The sequence below is a fragment of the Proteiniclasticum sp. C24MP genome, from assembly GCF_043951855.1.
Taxonomy (GTDB): domain Bacteria; phylum Bacillota; class Clostridia; order Clostridiales; family Clostridiaceae; genus Proteiniclasticum.
In genome coordinates, this window is sequence record NZ_JBINJW010000002.1 from 138,865 (window position 1) to 154,679 (window position 15,815).

The window sequence follows — 15,815 nt, forward strand, 5'->3', positions numbered from 1 at the left end:
TAGCCGCAAAAAAGCATACTTTGCTCTTTCGCGGCTCCATTGCCACTCGTAAAACACCCCATTGTGTTTCATATAAGTATATATAGAAACCCTTCCTGTTACGGAAAGTTTTCAATCCTTTTAATGCATAAAATCAAACATTATGCTGGTTCCTTCATTGCCGGAAGAGATCTCGAAATCTCCTTTCAGCTTGTCTTTGATGAGCTGCTCCACAATGCTCAGCCCAAGGCTTCCCATTTTCACCTTGTCGGACTGGAATCCGATGCCGTCATCGGCAACGGTGACCGTGGAGATGTATTCTCCTTTTTCGATGTCAATGAAGATATTGCCTTCTGACCGTCCCACAAAAGCATATTCCACACAGTTCTGCACCAGCTCATTGACCACCAGTGCGATGGAAGTGGCTTTCTCGGAATTGATGTTTACACTGTCTCCCCTGACTTCCACATTGAGCTGGAAATGCATGGAGTTACTGAAGAGCATGGCTCCTTTCACGATATTCGTCAGAATATCTTTGATGTCCACATCATCTACACCGTTCTGTGCCAGAAGTTCATGGGTCACTGCGATGGAAAGCACTCTGTTGATACTTTCGGTGAAGGCTTTCTTGGCATTCTCATCTGTGATTCTTCGGGACTGAATCCGTAGAAGTGAAGCGATGGTCTGAAGATTGTTTTTCACTCTATGATGAATTTCCCGAATGGCCACTGATTTCAGGATCAGTTCCTTTTCCTTGTTCTTGACATCTGTGATGTCTCGGATATGGACCACAAGGCCCACTTCCTGATTGTTCTGCTTCATGATGGAGTACTTGATGTTCAGCGTGAGGCTTCCTATGCGCACTTCATCAATCTCAAGATATTCCTTGTCTCTGATTTCCTTCAAGGTGCTGTTGTCCAGAACCACATTGTCAAAGTGCATGCCTACGATGGATTCTCTGTATCCCAGGGAGTCGTAGAGTTTCTGCGCTCCGGGATTGCTGTAGATCACGTGCCCCGTCTGGTCTGCTATGAGTATGGCATCTGCCACGTAATTTGTGATATGATTCGCATTATTTCTGGTTGCATTCTGGACCATAAGCGCCTGAGCGAGCTGCTCGGCTGTTTCCGCCAGAATCTGCATGTTTCTTTTGTCCGCATAGTCTCTTGTGACGTCTCTTTCCATGATGAGCACTCCTATGACTTTTCCTTCCCAGCGAATGGCTACCACATTCTGCTTCACTGTGATGTCTTCCTGGGTGATGGCCTTCAGTTCGAAGGTGGGGATTCCGATATCAAGGGTTCTCAGCGCAGCCGGTTCATTTTTCCTGTAGGCCAGCTGCCCCACTACGGTATCCTGATACATGGAATGCTTTGCGTTGGCTTCGGCAACGACGATGGCCGCATCGGGATTTCTTGTGATGCAGTCGATGAAAATATCCGCATCCACCATTTCCGCAATCAGCGGAAGAAATCCTTCCAGTGTTTCCAGATAGGTGATCTCAGCGTCATTCAATTGTGTATGGGTCTTACAGAGACTTCTCAGCATGATGTTCTCCTCTATATGGTGGAGCGTATGATCATATCTGCAATCTTACCCATGTTACAACGCTTTTTCATGCTGATGTTTCGAAGGTAGGCATAGGCTTCTTCTTCAGAGAAACCGTCCTTCTTCATCAGAATTCCCTTCGCCCGTTCAATGCATTTACGCTCTTCCAGTTTCTTTTCCACTTCTATGACCTTGCTCTTATACTGGTGCATTTCCTGATTTCTTCTTAATGCGATCTTCACTGCAGGAAGCAGTGTCTTTTCCTCTATGGGCTTCACCAGGTATCCCATGACACCCAGATCGTTGGCTCTATTGACGAACTCTCCGTCATTATAGGCTGTGAGCATCAGTACGCAACCTGCAAGGTTCTCTTCCATGATGTTTTCCGTGGCCTGCAGTCCGTCCATGACCGGCATCTTCACATCCATGATCACAAGATCCGGTTTCTGTCTTTTACATATTTCTATGGCATCAAAGCCGTCTGCGGCCTGTCCCACTACCTGGTAGCCCGCTTCCGTCAGTATTTCCGCCAGATCCATTCTGGTGATGGATTCATCTTCTGCGATAACAATTCTAGGTCTCAACAGGATTCCCCCTCACATGCTAAATATGATTTCAGTTCCTTCAGTCCTTCTCCCGATACGGCACTGACGATAAAGACTTTTTCCGCGCCTGCTTTCTTCAGACTTGACACCGCATAATCCGTGCTCACGTCTTTGTCGACTTTGGTGACAATACCGATGACTTCTCTATTGAATGCGATGGCGAAGTTCGGTGGAAAGAGTGTATGATTTTCTGTGGCATCCATGACCATGGCCACCACATCCGTATCATAGGAAGTGATGAGCAGTGCTCTGTAAAGCCTTCTGTTTTCCACAAATTCCCCCGGTGTATCCACCACCGTCCCGATTCTCTCAATGGACTGGGTCTTCCTTGCATCGGAGTACCCTTTCTGAAGAACATCTGCCAGGGTTGTCTTCCCGCTGTCTGTTCTTCCAATTAGCATCATTTTCTTCACTAAGCTGCCTCCTATGTCCTCGTAATGGGAGAAGGTGTGAATCCCATGACATTGGTCAGCACATCCACAATCTGTATGATGGATGCTTCCACGCTGGACACATCTCCTGTGATAAGGAGTGCTCCACTGAACCTGTCGATGAATCCCACTTCGATGCCCGCTGCCTTGGATGCCACATCCGCTGCGATGATGGATGCTTCCGAAGGCGTGATGGTCAGAATGCCGATGGCACCCGAACTTTCTTCCACAAGGCCCATTTTACGGTAGATCTCCTGTCTGGGATTGGCTATGATATGAGCAATTGTAATCTGCTTACCAGGAACAAATTCCTGAATGATCCTTGTTTTAGACTCCACCCCGTCATCTCCTTCATTATAAAAAATGGCTCAAAAAATAAAACAAAGTTTATCTCTTGAAGCCCCATTGCTCTCTTATTCAATAACACCACTCCATTGTGGATTCATGTAACCGTTTCCTTGTTTACAATGATATCACTATTATGCTCTCAGTTCAATAATTATAAAAATTTTTGTGATATTATCAACGATAATTTTTAAATCTGATAATAGTTATGAACGAATCCGCCAAAAGAGCACCGGAAGCATTTCTCTTTTATTCATCCAGGATTTCGGAAATAACTGCTGCATCCTGTGCTTCATCATGCAGAGTGGTGAAGCTACTGGAAAGGAATCATTGAAGAGACAGCAGAAAACATCCCTGAACCAGTTGTATTCCGGTTCAGGGATGTTCTTTAAATCAGGAGAAAGGACTTAACGGTTTTCTTCATTTCATCCTTTGCTGCGGTCATAACGATTTCAAATCTCGCACTGTCTAGGCGATCCTTGATGTATCCATAAGCCGCCTGGCTGCCAGCTATGGCCAGCTCCGTATTCACATTGATTTTCCTGATGCCAAGGCTGAAAGCACCACCTAATATCTCCTTCGTGATTCCAGAGCTTCCATGAAGTACCAGAGGGGTCTGCGTTTCATGATGAATTTCCTGGATTCGCTTCAGATTGATATCCGGTTTTCTTTTATACAGACCATGCGCATTCCCTACGGCAATGGCAAGAGCATCCACTTCCGTTTCCTTGATGTAGTGGTCTGCATCTGCAACGGTTGTGCAGACAATCTCCACTTCGTCGCTTCCATCTTCCTTGTTGAGATATCCAAGTTCTCCTTCTACCGAGACGCCTCTTTCTCTTGCATAGGCCACCACTTCTCTGGTCTTTCGTATATTTTCCTCCAGAGGAAGTTTGGAGCCATCGTACAGTTCCTGTCAAAACACTTGGATGAAGGTTCATTCTCTTACTGATGAGAATGAACCTTCATCGTAAGAAATCTTTGGGTTTCTCTTTTACTTATCTAGTTTTCCATAATGCCATCGGGTGACCCTTAATTCGCTTCAGAATCTCATTATCCTCAAATAGAAGCTCTGGAATGTATTCTCCAACCTCAAACCTATTCAAGAACTCCATCTCTTCCTTCGTCAAAATCATTAACTTAGATATGTACTCTTTAACTAGTATTTTGGCTGTCTCTAATTCAAAATCATCTTTGATTTTAATTACAGGTTTCAGATCTGTCTTGATTTTCCTTTTGCTTATTGAGTCGATACCTTCTGTATCAAAGGTCTTGTTTATACTATTTTTATCTCTCGCTGATATGGCTGCATAGAATACAATACACTTCCTTAGCATAACTTCGCCCGATTTATCAAAGAGACCATAGTGAATCATATTTCTTACATCATACAAATCTCTGGCTGCAGCTCTGCTAAGTAGTGCATTTATCTTACTTGCATAGATTTCAATTGGAGCTAGAGACTTCACTTTATACACATTGGAGAAATGTTCGGTTGCAATAAGCCTTTCTTCTGTTTCAAGAACGTGGCAACGTAAAGAATAATTGACTTCAATCTTGAAATTATCCTTATTCCCGCTGGCTCCCAGATAGTCATAGACCCATGAGTCCAAGCTATGCGGATTCTTTGTTTTGGGATTTATAGAATAACCCTGGAATACCATGTAACGATCAATCGTACTGTTAATGACCTCCCTACTTTTAAGCATTTCTTCTCTACTGCAACTGATTAAATAATCCAAATCAATATCTACAGATAGACGTGGTAAGTTGAAGATTGTAAGATTAATGGCTGTTCCACCTTTTAATGCAAGACTATCTCTCAGAATCGGATTTGTATTTAAATACTCCAAAATATCTGCGAGCCTTGTAACCTTTTCTAGGGTATCTCTAACAAATCCTAGTTCTTCAGCCTTTTTCCCTAAATATATAATGTCGTAATTAGACAAGAATGTCACCTCCATGATCCCTTATTTCAAATAATTTTTCCGGTATCATCAGTTCCCATTCACTATTATAGAAACTATCATCCTTTGTATCACTTACAAGGTATCGTCTGCTTTTCCCAATTTTACCTTTGCAATATTCTATGAACTCATTTGATAACTGCATCTCATTTTTATAACGATCAAGGAGATATCCAGCACGTTGATATAAACCTTGGGTATTATATATGTCAAGATATCGTTTCAGTCTCTTTTCGTTCAGGTAATGGATGCCTTGCAGGCAGTTAAGTAATTCTTCAAACCCTCCGATTTTATTGAAATCCCTTATGCTGTCAATAACTGTCCGTTCCATATCAGTTATTCTAACACCGGTGGTGTTCTTTGCATCAGAAACTCCCTCACTCATCCTTGATGCAATATATTTATACGTGATATGATTATATTCAAAATGATTGAACTTTGTCTCAGATGAAACATATATCTCATTGAATACTTGATTCGCCAGGCCGTAATATTCAAAAGCACTGTGGTGTGAAATATATGCTGTATCGGTTATCGCACAAGCGATTTGATAACGTGTCGCTACAAGCTGTGCTGTCGCCGGATTTACAACAGAGTATATATTCTTTCTGACCTTCCTGACAAGATCTCTTTTCATCAAACTATGGATCCTGCTGTAGGATGTCTTCTCATTGCCTACAATCTTCTTAACATCATCGATTGTAAAAACCGGATATTTTGCCAGCTTAGTCAACATATTCATTTAATTCACCTCTTCTTTTTAATTTTGGCATGATAATCTTTAATTTTAATTATTATCATGCTATTTTTAAAATATGATGTCAACTCAGTAATAGGATAATAATTACTTTTTTAATTATATCACGTTATTCTTAAATAATAAAGAATACCGTGATATAATTAAAAAAATCGGACTATACATTTTTTGAAACTCCATATTTCTCACTGTGAAACAAAGATCGTCTTTATCATCCTGATTACAGGATCATAAAGACGATCTTTGTTCTTAACTATCTGATTTTAACCTTCAGGATGAACTTCTCTACATTCTGAAGTTCACCAGGTGATGCATTCACCAGGTGCGCATCTTCCGGAAAATAGATACCGAAGGAGCCTTCCCCGATGTAGCTGTCTGTATAATGCATGCCATCATAGTCTCCCAGGAGAAAATCATTCTCCCTGTCATACTGCGTAGCATGCACAAGGTTTCTCTTTTCCGTGGTTCGGATGAAGTCCGTTCCTTTTAATGTGATGTGGATATCCACATAGCGCTCATGGGCTTCGTAGCGGGCCTCAGAAAGTGGAATCTGCATCGCATCTCTGTGGTTCATGAAGATCTCTTCCCCTTTGATTTCGTGTCTTCTTCTCTCAAGGGACATCACATCGAAGGTCAGAAGAAACTTTCTGGCTTCTTCCATATTGGGGTCTTCAAAACGGTATCTTTCTAGGTTCTCCAGACGATCTGTTATCATCTATTTTTCCTCACTTTCCTTTGTTTCTCTATCATTGATCTATCCGGCTTCAGATAAGATTACGTCTGCCGTCTTCTCTTACACCAGCTTGTCTGCAACGGCTCTGGCGGTCTTCTCCTTGTTCTCCTTGGACACCTCGAAGGTCTTCTTGAAATATTCGAAGTAGAGCACATCCAGAAGATACAGCTGGGAGATCTTGGCAGACAGAGAACCCCCCTGAAGCGGCCCTTCATTGGCTCCGCACAGGAGCGTGACATCCGCGTAAGCGATCATGGGCGATTTGGAGAACCTGGTGATGGCTATGACGAAGGCTCCGGATTCCTTGGCGATTCTTGCCACTTCGATGGAATCTTTGGTCTGACCGGAGTAGGAAATGATGATGGCCACTTCTCTCTCGTTCATCTGGGCTGCTGTCATGACCTGGAAGTGACTGTCGATGATCACTTCCGCCTTGTTGGTGATACGCAGAAACTTGTTCTGCCCTTCCATGGCGGTGATGAGGGAGGAACCGATGCCGAAGAAACGGATTCTCTCCGCCTCGATGATCTTTTCCACTGCCTTGTCCAGATCCTCATAATCCAGCAGATTATAGGTCTGGTCCAGCGCACTGATATTGGTCTGCTTCACCTTGCCGGCCAGCACATCCAGACTGTCATTTAAAAGAATCTCCGTATCGATGTTTCTTGTGGTGTCATTCTCCTCTGAATTAAGGCTCTGAGCCACTGAGATCTTAAACTCCTGATATCCCTTCAGTCCCAGATTCTTGCAGAACCGGAAGATGCCCGACTCGCCCACCTTGGACTTTTCAGCCAGTTCCGTGATGGACATGAACATGATCTGGTCCCGCTGTTTCAGGATATAGTCCGCCAGTCTTTTTTCTGATTTGGTGAATGAATTGTACAAGGTACTGATACGGTCAAATACGTCTACATTATTCATGTTATTCCCCCATTAACTGTTGAGATAGAGAGATGCTGCACCCAGAAGTCCTGCCTTGTTGCCAAGGGATGCCTTCACGAGTTTCACATTTTTAAAGCTGTCCATGATCTGGCTGAAGGTATGCTCCTTAATGGCTTCGAAGGCCAGGTCCTGTTCCAGGACTCCTCCCCCCAGAACGATCAGCGCCGGATTGAAGATATGGATGATGTTCACCAGGCCATAGGACACTTCCTTGGCCCAGGCATCCAAGAGCTCCGTCATGAGGACATCTCCTGCCTGGATTCTCTGGAAGAGCTTTCTTCCATTGTCGCAGTCCGGATCCATCTTCATGGCCTCCTGTACCAGAACCCTTGCAGAAGCATAGGATTCATAGCAGCCTTTCTTTCCGCAGTTGCAGTCTCTTCCGCCTGGATGAATGACCATATGGCCGAATTCTCCGGCGATGCCGCTTTCCCCGCCATAGACCTTCCGGTTCAGGATGATGGAGCCCCCCACGCCTGTCCCGTAGGTCAGGCAGATGAGGTCTTCCGATAAAGCACCTGCACCGAACCAGGCTTCCCCAAGGGCTGCGCAGTTCACATCGTTCTCCACCTTCACAGGCAGAGAGAATTCCTTCTCCAGCATGGCTTTCACCTTCATGCCCGTATAGCCGGGAATGTTCTCATTGGCATAGATGATCTCCCCCTTCACGCTGTCCACCTGTCCTGCAGTGGAGATGCCGATGGCATCGTAGTCTTCTTCATAGGTTCTCAGAAGCTTCACCAGGTTCTTCATCACATGGCTTCCGCCAAGGACGCTTTCTGTGGGCGCTTCTTTAAATTCAATTGTCTTTCCTGTATCTTCAATCACCGCTGCCTTGATGGATGTACCACCGATATCGGCGCAAAGGATTTTCATAGGATCACCACCTGCTTTTTATTATAAGGGAATATGTAATCTATTTCACTACACTGGCGAATTTCTTTGTGATTTCCAGGGGTCTTGTGATGGCTGAGCCCACCACTGCGGCATGGACACCCAGTTCCATGACCTTCTTCAGCTCTTCCGGCGTGGAGATGCCTCCTTCTGCGATGACCGGTACGTCAAAATCACGGGCCATGCGCTCGATGAGCGTAAAGTCCGGCAGGCTTGCTTCCTTGGACTCTTCCGTATAGCCTGCCAGGGTGCTTCCGATGCAGTCAAAGCCCAGCTTCACCGCTTTCTTCGCGTCTTCATAGGTGGCGCAGTCCGCCATGAAGATCTGATCAGGATATTTGTTTCTGATTTCAGGAAACACCTCTTCAATGACCTTCCCGTCGGGTCTTACCCTTTCTGTAGCATCCAGCGCGATGATTTCCACTCCTTCTTCCGCCAGTTCATCGATTTCCGCCATGGTAGGTGTAATGAATACGGGGCAGTCCCCATAGACTTTCTTGATGATTCCTATGATGGGAAGATCCACAGTCTTTCTGATTTCCCGGATATCCACCACGGTGTTGGCACGGATGCCGATGGCTCCGCCCTGGAAGGCCGCATAGGCCATTCTGCCCATGATGTAGGAGCTGTGGAGGGGTTCTTCCGGCAGCGCCTGACAGGATACCACCAGACCTCCCTTTATGGATTCGAATATTTCTTCTTTACTTTTCATATACGTCTATGACTCTTAAAGAGTCATCCTCCTCTTTCTAGATTTCGTCGTTTTCCTTTACTCTATGGAAACACAGGACCTATGGACTACGAGTAGGAGCATAGGTTCTCGTGTGCTTCCTCTCTTCTTCAGTTTCTGTATTGTATTTCTCTTGTTCCTGCAGTTTTATCTACTCTTCCAGCTTTCTATTCCAGTAGAGATCATACTCTTCCGGATCATAATTCAAGTCCACGGTCTTTCCGGACCAGGAGGACAGGTAGGCACTATTAATCACCTGTACGCTTTTCAGTCCTTCGGAAAAGGATGCCATGACCTTTTCCTTTCCGAGTATGCTGCCGATGAAGTTGTTTATGGTTCTTGCCTGTTCCACCTTATTGGATGAGGAGGGCATCTCAAACCGCTCCACTTCACAGGGTACGTGGGTGAAATAGGTGCGCTCTTTTTTCGCAAAGTCTTCTTCACATTCTGTGAGTCTTGTGATTTTCAGGCTTCTGTCTTCTTCCACCACAATCTGGCCCTTGTCGAAGGACAGTTCCAGTCTGTTGGTTCCGGGACTTTCATGGGTGGAGGCAAGGAAGGTTGCACGTGCTCCGCTTTCGTAGAACAGGTTCAGAATCACATCGTTCTCTGTGGTCATAGGGCGATGAAAGCCTTCCTTCATGAAGGCATGGGCTTTCTCGGGCATACCGATGATCCATAGAAGAAGATCCAGCTGATGAACCGCCTGGTTCATCAGTACGCCTCCCCCTTCAGTGAGATAGGTTCCTCTCCAGGTGCTGGTGCCATAGTAGGCATAGGTCCGGTAGAGATTGGTGATCTGCCATAGGGCACGTCTCAGCTCCCCCAGTTCACCGCTTCCCGCAATGTCCTTCACTTTCTGGTAGAGGTCACTGCTGCGTCTGTTCAGCATCACTGCCGATACAAGATGCGGTTTTTCTTCTGCAAGCTTCACAAGGTCTGTGAGCTCCGATGCCTTGATGCCCAGAGGCTTGTCCACCAGCACGTTTTTCCCGCTTTCTAGGACCAGCTCTGCCATGGCGGGATGCAGGGTATGGGGCGTTGTGATGATCACCGCATCCACTACATCTTTCTTCAGCATTTCCTCAAGGCAGCTGAAGGTTCTGATGTCACCCAGTGCATAGGTATCGATGATGCCTTTCACTCTTTCCTGGTTTCTGGAAGAAAGGGCTGTGATTCTGCCTTCGCTGATTTTTCCATCAGCGAAAAGTGAAATGTAGTCTTCCGCGATCTGTCCGATGCCTGCGATTCCGATTCTCACCATACAATCTTTTCATCCCTTTCCAGTTTTTCAGCCAGCACTTCAGTGTTCTTTTCTTTCGTGTATTCCTTGTTCCGGTTCAGGAGACGCACCACCAGAGGACTTCTGAAATGCTTCTCGTCCTTCACCGGATAATCGGATCTGTAGAAGGAGCCTCTGCTTTCTCTTCTCATGAGCTGCACCGTCAGAAGGGCTGAAGCCGCTGCTTTTCCGTTCAGGAGCCTGTAGCTGTCCCGAATAGTCTTCATCTTTTCAGCCTCTGTCTTGTCCGTGGGCTCTTTCCCCATATCAAAGGCGCTTTCACTGAAATGGATGCTTTCCCAGGCGTTCTTCGCATGGAGCAGGCTTTCTTCTTCCAGTTTCAGAAACGCATGCTGATACATGATTTTTCTCATCTCTCTCAGCTTTTCCTCTGGCGCCTCCGTGGACTGTATGGACATGCCCGGATCATCCATTCCGGGTTCAGTTTCTTCTTCTTCTGTTTCTCTGCTGTAGGCTGCAGCGTTTTCTCCAGCGATTTTTCCGAAGACGATGCCATTGGCTGTGGACAGTCCGCCGATGCGGTCTGCGCCATGCATGCCGCCGGTGCATTCTCCTGCTGCAAACAGTCCGGGCGCATGGGTCTTTCCTTCTTCGCTGATGAAGATGCCTCCGTTGGACGCATGCATGAAAGGTGCAACGAGGATCTCATCCTCAAAGCTTACGTTCTTCTCTTCCTTCAGCCAGCGGAAGTAGGTCTTCACAAACTCCGCCGGTTCCTTGAGCTTTTCCAGATCGTAGGTCATGGTGACCCCGGAAAGATGCTTCTCCGTGATCTCCTCATGGACCGCAAGGTCCAGATATCTGCTGACGGTTTCGCTGGAGAAAGGTCCGTGAAGAGACCTTGCCTTCAATACTTCTTCTTCTGTGTGCTCTTCCGGCAGTCTTTCCTTCAGAAGACTTTTTCCCTCTCCGGTATGAAACTGAGAGGCAAAGAAGGTCTTCTCGTTGTGAACGGTCTTGAAGCCCGGTCTCACAAAGCCCAGCATGATCTGCATGAACTCCAGGTTGACCGCTTTTGCCCCTGCCCGTAAAGCAAGGCCCACTCCGGTGCCGTTGACATCATCTGTTGTAAGTTTGTAGCTGTAGAGACCACCAAGGCCTCCCGTGGCAAGCACCACGGCTTTGGCGTGGATGCTCATGAGCTTTCTGCCTTCTCTTATCCCCAGGGCCCCTGTAACCTTTTCCCCTTCTTTCAGAAGCTCCATGACTTCGAAGTCCGGTAAAAGGGTTATACCTAGTTCTTTCAGGACCCTGGGCATGGCTTCCAGAAGATTCTTTTTGGTGAGTCCTCTCCACCTTCTATGTTTGTGATCAAAGCAGGGAATGTATTCCTTCTGCCCTCTGGCTTCTTCTGAAGGTTTCAGAAGGGTGATGCCCAGATTCTCCAGAAGGTCCACGCTTTCATTGAGATTCTTCACAAAGGTTTCCACCAGGTGCTTCACTGCGGCGCCTTGTCCGAGCTTCAGTATGGTTTCGATAAGATCCTTTTCGTCTTTCTCGTCTTCCGGTCCCACCAGGCCAAATCCCCAGGTTCCCGGGAAGAATGTGGATCCGGAAAAGAGATTCACGGAAGAGCTTAAGACCACGCTGGCTCCGTTTTTCGCCGCATAGATGGCAGCAGATAGACCGGCGATGCCCGAGCCGATGACCAGGACATCCGTATCCGGCTGTTTCTCTACAATCATTTCTTCATCAGCTCAGTGATGAACTTCACATGCTTGAAATTCATCTTTTCATGGAGCGCCACGAAGTCCTTCTTCATGTTCTCTTCTTCTTCTTCACTGAAGTTTGTGAAAGGCTTTCTCACATAGCCTGCATCCACACCGTTCCATCTGTTGATGGCCTTCAAGACCGCCATGAGGCTTCCATAGGAAAGCAGCTGCATGATGACAGCCACGGCTTCCTTCATGATGTCCCTGGCTTCTTCCAGTCTTCCTTCTGTATAGGCGCTGTAAAGGTCCAGGAAGGTATCGGAAATGGCATTGTAGGTGGAACCGATGATGCCGTCCGCACCAGCCAGAAGTCCTGAAAGCGCCATTTCATCTGCTCCGGAGTAGATCATGAAATCAGGTCCCACGTCGCTCTTGAGTCTTGTGATTTCAAAGTGGCTTGTGGCGGTGTACTTGATGCCTTCCACGCCTGGAAGCTTCGCAAGCTTCAAGATGGTGTCATAGCCCATGAGTCCTGCCAGCGGAATGTTGTAGACGATCATGGGAAGCGCTGTGGCTGCCGCCAGTTCTCTGTAGTACTCGATGATCTCCTTTTCACTGAACTTGTAGTAGAAAGGCGGTACGGAGGAAATGGCATCCGCGCCTGCCTCACTAGCGTGATGGGTCAGCTCCAGAGAGAGTCTTGTGGAGATTGCACCTACATGAACGATGACCGGCACTCTTCCTGCCACTTCATCCATGGCGATTTCCACGGCCTTCATTCTCTCTTCCTGGTTCATGAGGAAGCCTTCCCCTGTGGAACCTGTAAGATACAGTCCGTGAACGCCTTCATCAAGAAGCTTGGCGATGAGTGCTCTAAGGCCCTTCTCGTCCAGATTCTCGTCCTTGTCAAATGGGGTCAGGAGAGCGGGGATGACCCCTGTGATTTCTTTGAAATTAAATTTCGCCATTATATTTTCCTTCTTTCTTCTGTTCTACCATGTGGCAGGCCACATAGTGATCGGTCCCGTCTATTTCGTATTTCTTAAGGGCTGGTCTTTCCACTTTGCACACATCCATGCAGTAGCTGCATCGTGGATGGAAGGAGCACCCTGAAGGTGGGTTCATAGGGCTTGGCACATCGCCTTCCAGGATGATCCTCTTGGTCTTTCGGTCCGGCTCTGCCACGAAGATGGCGGAGAGGAGTGCCTGGGTATAGGGATGCAGCTTGTTCTTGTAGAGCTCGTCCGCCTCCGCCAGTTCCACGATTCTTCCCAGATACATGACAGCGATTCTGTCGCTGATGTATTCCACGACGGAAAGGTCATGGGTGATGAAGATGTAGGTCAGGTCTCTTTCTTCCTTCAGTTTCTTCAGAAGGTTCAGCACCTGGGCCTGGATGGATACATCCAAGGCGCTTACGGCTTCATCGCAGACGATGAGTTCCGGATTCACGCTTAAGGCTCTGGCGATGCCGATTCTCTGTCTCTGTCCGCCGGAGAACTCATGAGGATACCGGTCCATGTACTCTGCTCTCATGTTGACGGCTTCCAGTAAATCTCCGATGATCTTTCTTCTGTCTTCCTTCTTGTCCACACCGAATTTCTTCAAGGGGTCTGAGAGAGACTGATAGATGGTGAAGGCCGGGTTCAGGGAGGAATGAGGATCCTGGAATACGATCTGCATTCTCTTTCTTGCATTGTCCAGGCTCTTCTTGTCAAGGGTTCTCAGGTCCTTCACATCTCCGTCGAAGCTGTAGTTCATTTCTCCGCCGGTGGATGGAATCAGCTGCAGAATGGACTTTCCGAGGGTGGTCTTTCCACATCCGGATTCTCCCACCAGGCCAAGGGTTTCCCCCTTGTACACATCGATGGTGATGTCGTCCACGGCTTTGACGTAGCCCACGGTCTTCTTCATGACTCCTTTCTTCACGGGGAAGTAGGTCTTCACATTATTCAGGCTCAGTAATACTTCTCTTTCTTTCTTAATCATTTCAGCACCTCTTTCCAATGCCAGCACCTTACCATGTGGTCTTCTGTGACCATTTCCTCCGGCGGCATTTCACCGCATTTCTCGGTCATGTAGTCGCAGCGGTCTCTGAACTGACAGCCTACGGGTCTGTTGTAGGGATCCGGTGTTGAACCTCTTATGGGTTCCAGATCCTGATTGCGTCCTTTTCCGAGAATCGGAATGGACTGGAGCAGCGCCTTGGTATAGGGATGGGCGGGATGCTTTATGACATCTCTGGTCTCTCCGCTTTCCACGATGTTTCCCATATACATGACCGCCATATCATCGGATACTTCATTCACAACGCCCATGTCATGGGTGATGAGTAGAATGGCCGTATCGAATTCTTCCTTCAGCTTCATCATGAGCTCGAAGATCTGTGCCTGGATGGTCACATCCAGCGCTGTGGTAGGCTCATCGGCGATGAGCACTTTGGGGTTGCAGCTCATGGCCATGGCGATCATGGCACGCTGCCGCATACCACCGGAGAACTGATGGGGATACTCGTTGACTCTCTGCTCCGGATTGGGAATGCCCATCTGCGCCAGCAGTTCCACGGCTCTTTTCTTCGCGTCTTTCCTACTCATGTTCATGTGCGCTCTCAGGTTCTCGACGATCTGGAAACCGATGGTGTACACAGGATTCAGCGCCGTCATGGGATCCTGGAAAATCATGGCGATGTCGGAACCACGAAGGCTTCTCATCTTCTTCCCGTTTTTCGGAAGCTTTTCTATATTCACTTCTCCGTCACTGGAGAAGTAGGTGATTTCTCCTTCTTCGATTCTGGATAATTCGGGAAGCAGCTGCATGATGGAGGAAGCAGTCACGCTTTTGCCGCATCCCGATTCTCCTACAATACTTAAAGTCTTTCCTTTTCTGATATCGAAGGAAACGCCGTTGATGGCGCGGTTGCATCGATTGTTGGTGTAAAAGAAGGTCTTCAGGTCTTTTACTCTTAAGATGACTTCATTTTCTCTTATTTCTTTTTCCATAATTTACCTCCTTCTACCCTTGCTGTGTAGGGTCTGTGGAATCTCTCAGGCCATCGCCCATGAAGTTCACGGCCATGACGAACAGGGAAATGACGACACCCACAGGAAGCCAGATCCACCAGTTGTTCAGAAGCACGGACTGGTCCTGGGCGGCATTTAAGATATTCCCCCAGGTGGCGATTTCCAGTGGTACACCCAGTCCCAGGAAGCTTAGGGCTGCCTCTTCCAGTATGAACATGGCGGTGGACAGGGTGATGTTTACAAGAATAGGTCCAATGGCATTAGGCAGCATATGCTTGTAGGCCACAAGGAAATCATTGAGTCCGAAGGCTCTTAATGCCTGCACATATTCTTCTTCTCTGATGGAGAGCATTCTGGCTCTGGTCATACGATAGACACTTCCCCATCCTGTCAGTATGAAGATGATGAGAAGGTTCGTGAGACTCTGTCCCAGAATGGTCACAAGCAGCAGTACCAGTACGATCTGCGGAAAGGACATGAAGATCTCGGAGATTCTAAGAATCAGCTTGTCGATCTTGCCCCCCTTGTAGCCTGCATAGGCGCCAAGAAGCACACCGATGAAGGCTGCGCCCAGGGCGCTTCCAAGTCCTACCAGGATGGAGATTCTTCCACCATAGAGGATTCTTGAAAAGATGTCTCTTCCGATCTTATCTGTACCTAGTATATGTTCTCTGGAAGGTGCCTGAAGCACCGTGGACATGTCGACCCCCAGCGGGTCGTAGCTTGTGAGAAGCGGTGCGAAGACAGAAGCCAGAAGGATCAGTGCAAAGAGCACCACGCCGACGATGGCCAGTCTGTTCTTCAGGAATTTTCGAAGGGAGCGGTTCATGGTTTTGCCGCTGTTTAGCCCCTTCTCTTCTCTTTCAAGGATGCGGTCGAATTTTCTATCTAATTTTCTGCTTATCATCT

Annotated in this window: 17 protein-coding genes; all 17 read right to left on the reverse strand. The window is 47.2% G+C overall.

The annotated features are described in order from the left end of the window. Positions 1-120 precede the first annotated feature (120 nt). Positions 121-1,527: a sensor histidine kinase gene (locus tag ACHAL6_RS03795; protein ID WP_395268906.1), complete on the reverse strand. Its 1,407-nt coding sequence runs from the start codon at positions 1,525-1,527 to the stop codon at positions 121-123. 11 nt (positions 1,528-1,538) lie between these two features. Then, positions 1,539-2,111, reverse strand: a complete 573-nt coding sequence (locus ACHAL6_RS03800; protein ID WP_395268907.1) for an ANTAR domain-containing response regulator — start codon at positions 2,109-2,111, stop codon at positions 1,539-1,541. Further along, a complete protein-coding gene (locus ACHAL6_RS03805; protein WP_395268974.1) occupies positions 2,108-2,536 on the reverse strand; it encodes a EutP/PduV family microcompartment system protein in 429 nt (142 codons plus the stop codon). The genes ACHAL6_RS03800 and ACHAL6_RS03805 overlap by 4 nt, the downstream gene beginning before the upstream one ends. Positions 2,537-2,556: 20 nt before the next feature. Next, complete coding sequence (locus ACHAL6_RS03810) at positions 2,557-2,901, reverse strand: BMC domain-containing protein (RefSeq protein ID WP_395268908.1); 345 nt, start codon at positions 2,899-2,901, stop codon at positions 2,557-2,559. Between the two features lie 395 nt (positions 2,902-3,296). Further along, complete coding sequence (locus ACHAL6_RS03815; RefSeq protein WP_395268975.1) at positions 3,297-3,818, reverse strand: class II fructose-bisphosphate aldolase; 522 nt, start codon at positions 3,816-3,818, stop codon at positions 3,297-3,299. Positions 3,819-3,906: 88 nt separating this feature from the next. Beyond that, positions 3,907-4,866, reverse strand: coding sequence for a nucleotidyl transferase AbiEii/AbiGii toxin family protein (locus tag ACHAL6_RS03820; RefSeq protein ID WP_395268976.1), 960 nt, complete (start codon positions 4,864-4,866; stop codon positions 3,907-3,909). Then, positions 4,850-5,617 carry a type IV toxin-antitoxin system AbiEi family antitoxin gene (locus ACHAL6_RS03825; protein WP_395268909.1) on the reverse strand — a complete coding sequence of 256 codons (768 nt, stop codon included), beginning with the start codon at positions 5,615-5,617 and terminating at the stop codon, positions 4,850-4,852. Before ACHAL6_RS03825 ends, ACHAL6_RS03820 begins: the two co-directional genes overlap by 17 nt. A 268-nt stretch (positions 5,618-5,885) precedes the next feature. Then, positions 5,886-6,347 carry a YhcH/YjgK/YiaL family protein gene (locus ACHAL6_RS03830; RefSeq protein WP_395268910.1) on the reverse strand — a complete coding sequence of 154 codons (462 nt, stop codon included), beginning with the start codon at positions 6,345-6,347 and terminating at the stop codon, positions 5,886-5,888. 78 nt (positions 6,348-6,425) lie between these two features. Then, on the reverse strand, positions 6,426-7,286 hold the full coding sequence (locus ACHAL6_RS03835) for a MurR/RpiR family transcriptional regulator (RefSeq protein ID WP_395268911.1): 861 nt from the start codon (positions 7,284-7,286) through the stop codon (positions 6,426-6,428). A 12-nt stretch (positions 7,287-7,298) separates the two neighbouring features. After that, on the reverse strand, positions 7,299-8,183 hold the full coding sequence (locus tag ACHAL6_RS03840) for an ROK family protein (protein WP_395268912.1): 885 nt from the start codon (positions 8,181-8,183) through the stop codon (positions 7,299-7,301). 40 nt (positions 8,184-8,223) lie between these two features. Further along, on the reverse strand, positions 8,224-8,913 hold the full coding sequence (locus tag ACHAL6_RS03845; protein ID WP_395268913.1) for an N-acetylmannosamine-6-phosphate 2-epimerase: 690 nt from the start codon (positions 8,911-8,913) through the stop codon (positions 8,224-8,226). Positions 8,914-9,082: 169 nt separating this feature from the next. Beyond that, positions 9,083-10,195, reverse strand: a complete 1,113-nt coding sequence (locus tag ACHAL6_RS03850; protein WP_395268914.1) for a Gfo/Idh/MocA family protein — start codon at positions 10,193-10,195, stop codon at positions 9,083-9,085. Beyond that, positions 10,189-11,919 carry an FAD-dependent oxidoreductase gene (locus tag ACHAL6_RS03855; protein WP_395268915.1) on the reverse strand — a complete coding sequence of 577 codons (1,731 nt, stop codon included), beginning with the start codon at positions 11,917-11,919 and terminating at the stop codon, positions 10,189-10,191. Before ACHAL6_RS03855 ends, ACHAL6_RS03850 begins: the two co-directional genes overlap by 7 nt. Continuing rightward, positions 11,916-12,854 carry a dihydrodipicolinate synthase family protein gene (locus ACHAL6_RS03860; RefSeq protein ID WP_395268916.1) on the reverse strand — a complete coding sequence of 313 codons (939 nt, stop codon included), beginning with the start codon at positions 12,852-12,854 and terminating at the stop codon, positions 11,916-11,918. Before ACHAL6_RS03860 ends, ACHAL6_RS03855 begins: the two co-directional genes overlap by 4 nt. Beyond that, positions 12,841-13,875: an ABC transporter ATP-binding protein gene (locus tag ACHAL6_RS03865; protein ID WP_395268917.1), complete on the reverse strand. Its 1,035-nt coding sequence runs from the start codon at positions 13,873-13,875 to the stop codon at positions 12,841-12,843. The genes ACHAL6_RS03860 and ACHAL6_RS03865 overlap by 14 nt, the downstream gene beginning before the upstream one ends. Then, the gene (locus ACHAL6_RS03870; RefSeq protein WP_395268918.1) at positions 13,872-14,885 is read right to left on the reverse strand and encodes an ABC transporter ATP-binding protein; all 1,014 of its coding nucleotides are present in this window, start codon (positions 14,883-14,885) and stop codon (positions 13,872-13,874) included. Before ACHAL6_RS03870 ends, ACHAL6_RS03865 begins: the two co-directional genes overlap by 4 nt. Positions 14,886-14,898: 13 nt before the next feature. Continuing rightward, the gene (locus tag ACHAL6_RS03875; protein WP_395268919.1) at positions 14,899-15,813 is read right to left on the reverse strand and encodes an ABC transporter permease; all 915 of its coding nucleotides are present in this window, start codon (positions 15,811-15,813) and stop codon (positions 14,899-14,901) included. Positions 15,814-15,815 lie beyond the last annotated feature (2 nt).

Excerpts from the sequence above, each read along its gene's own strand:
- ACHAL6_RS03795 (WP_395268906.1), bottom strand. The coding sequence starts at position 1,527 with ATGCTGAGAAGTCTCTGTAAGACCCATACACAATTGAATGACGCTGAG.
- ACHAL6_RS03805 (WP_395268974.1), bottom strand. The coding sequence starts at position 2,536 with ATGATGCTAATTGGAAGAACAGACAGCGGGAAGACAACCCTGGCAGAT.
- ACHAL6_RS03825 (WP_395268909.1), bottom strand. The coding sequence starts at position 5,617 with ATGAATATGTTGACTAAGCTGGCAAAATATCCGGTTTTTACAATCGAT.
- ACHAL6_RS03830 (WP_395268910.1), bottom strand. The coding sequence starts at position 6,347 with ATGATAACAGATCGTCTGGAGAACCTAGAAAGATACCGTTTTGAAGAC.
- ACHAL6_RS03835 (WP_395268911.1), bottom strand. The coding sequence starts at position 7,286 with ATGAATAATGTAGACGTATTTGACCGTATCAGTACCTTGTACAATTCA.
- ACHAL6_RS03840 (WP_395268912.1), bottom strand. The coding sequence starts at position 8,183 with ATGAAAATCCTTTGCGCCGATATCGGTGGTACATCCATCAAGGCAGCG.
- ACHAL6_RS03845 (WP_395268913.1), bottom strand. The coding sequence starts at position 8,913 with ATGAAAAGTAAAGAAGAAATATTCGAATCCATAAAGGGAGGTCTGGTG.
- ACHAL6_RS03850 (WP_395268914.1), bottom strand. The coding sequence starts at position 10,195 with ATGGTGAGAATCGGAATCGCAGGCATCGGACAGATCGCGGAAGACTAC.
- ACHAL6_RS03855 (WP_395268915.1), bottom strand. The coding sequence starts at position 11,919 with ATGATTGTAGAGAAACAGCCGGATACGGATGTCCTGGTCATCGGCTCG.
- ACHAL6_RS03860 (WP_395268916.1), bottom strand. The coding sequence starts at position 12,854 with ATGGCGAAATTTAATTTCAAAGAAATCACAGGGGTCATCCCCGCTCTC.
- ACHAL6_RS03865 (WP_395268917.1), bottom strand. The coding sequence starts at position 13,875 with ATGATTAAGAAAGAAAGAGAAGTATTACTGAGCCTGAATAATGTGAAG.
- ACHAL6_RS03870 (WP_395268918.1), bottom strand. The coding sequence starts at position 14,885 with ATGGAAAAAGAAATAAGAGAAAATGAAGTCATCTTAAGAGTAAAAGAC.
- ACHAL6_RS03875 (WP_395268919.1), bottom strand. The coding sequence starts at position 15,813 with ATGATAAGCAGAAAATTAGATAGAAAATTCGACCGCATCCTTGAAAGA.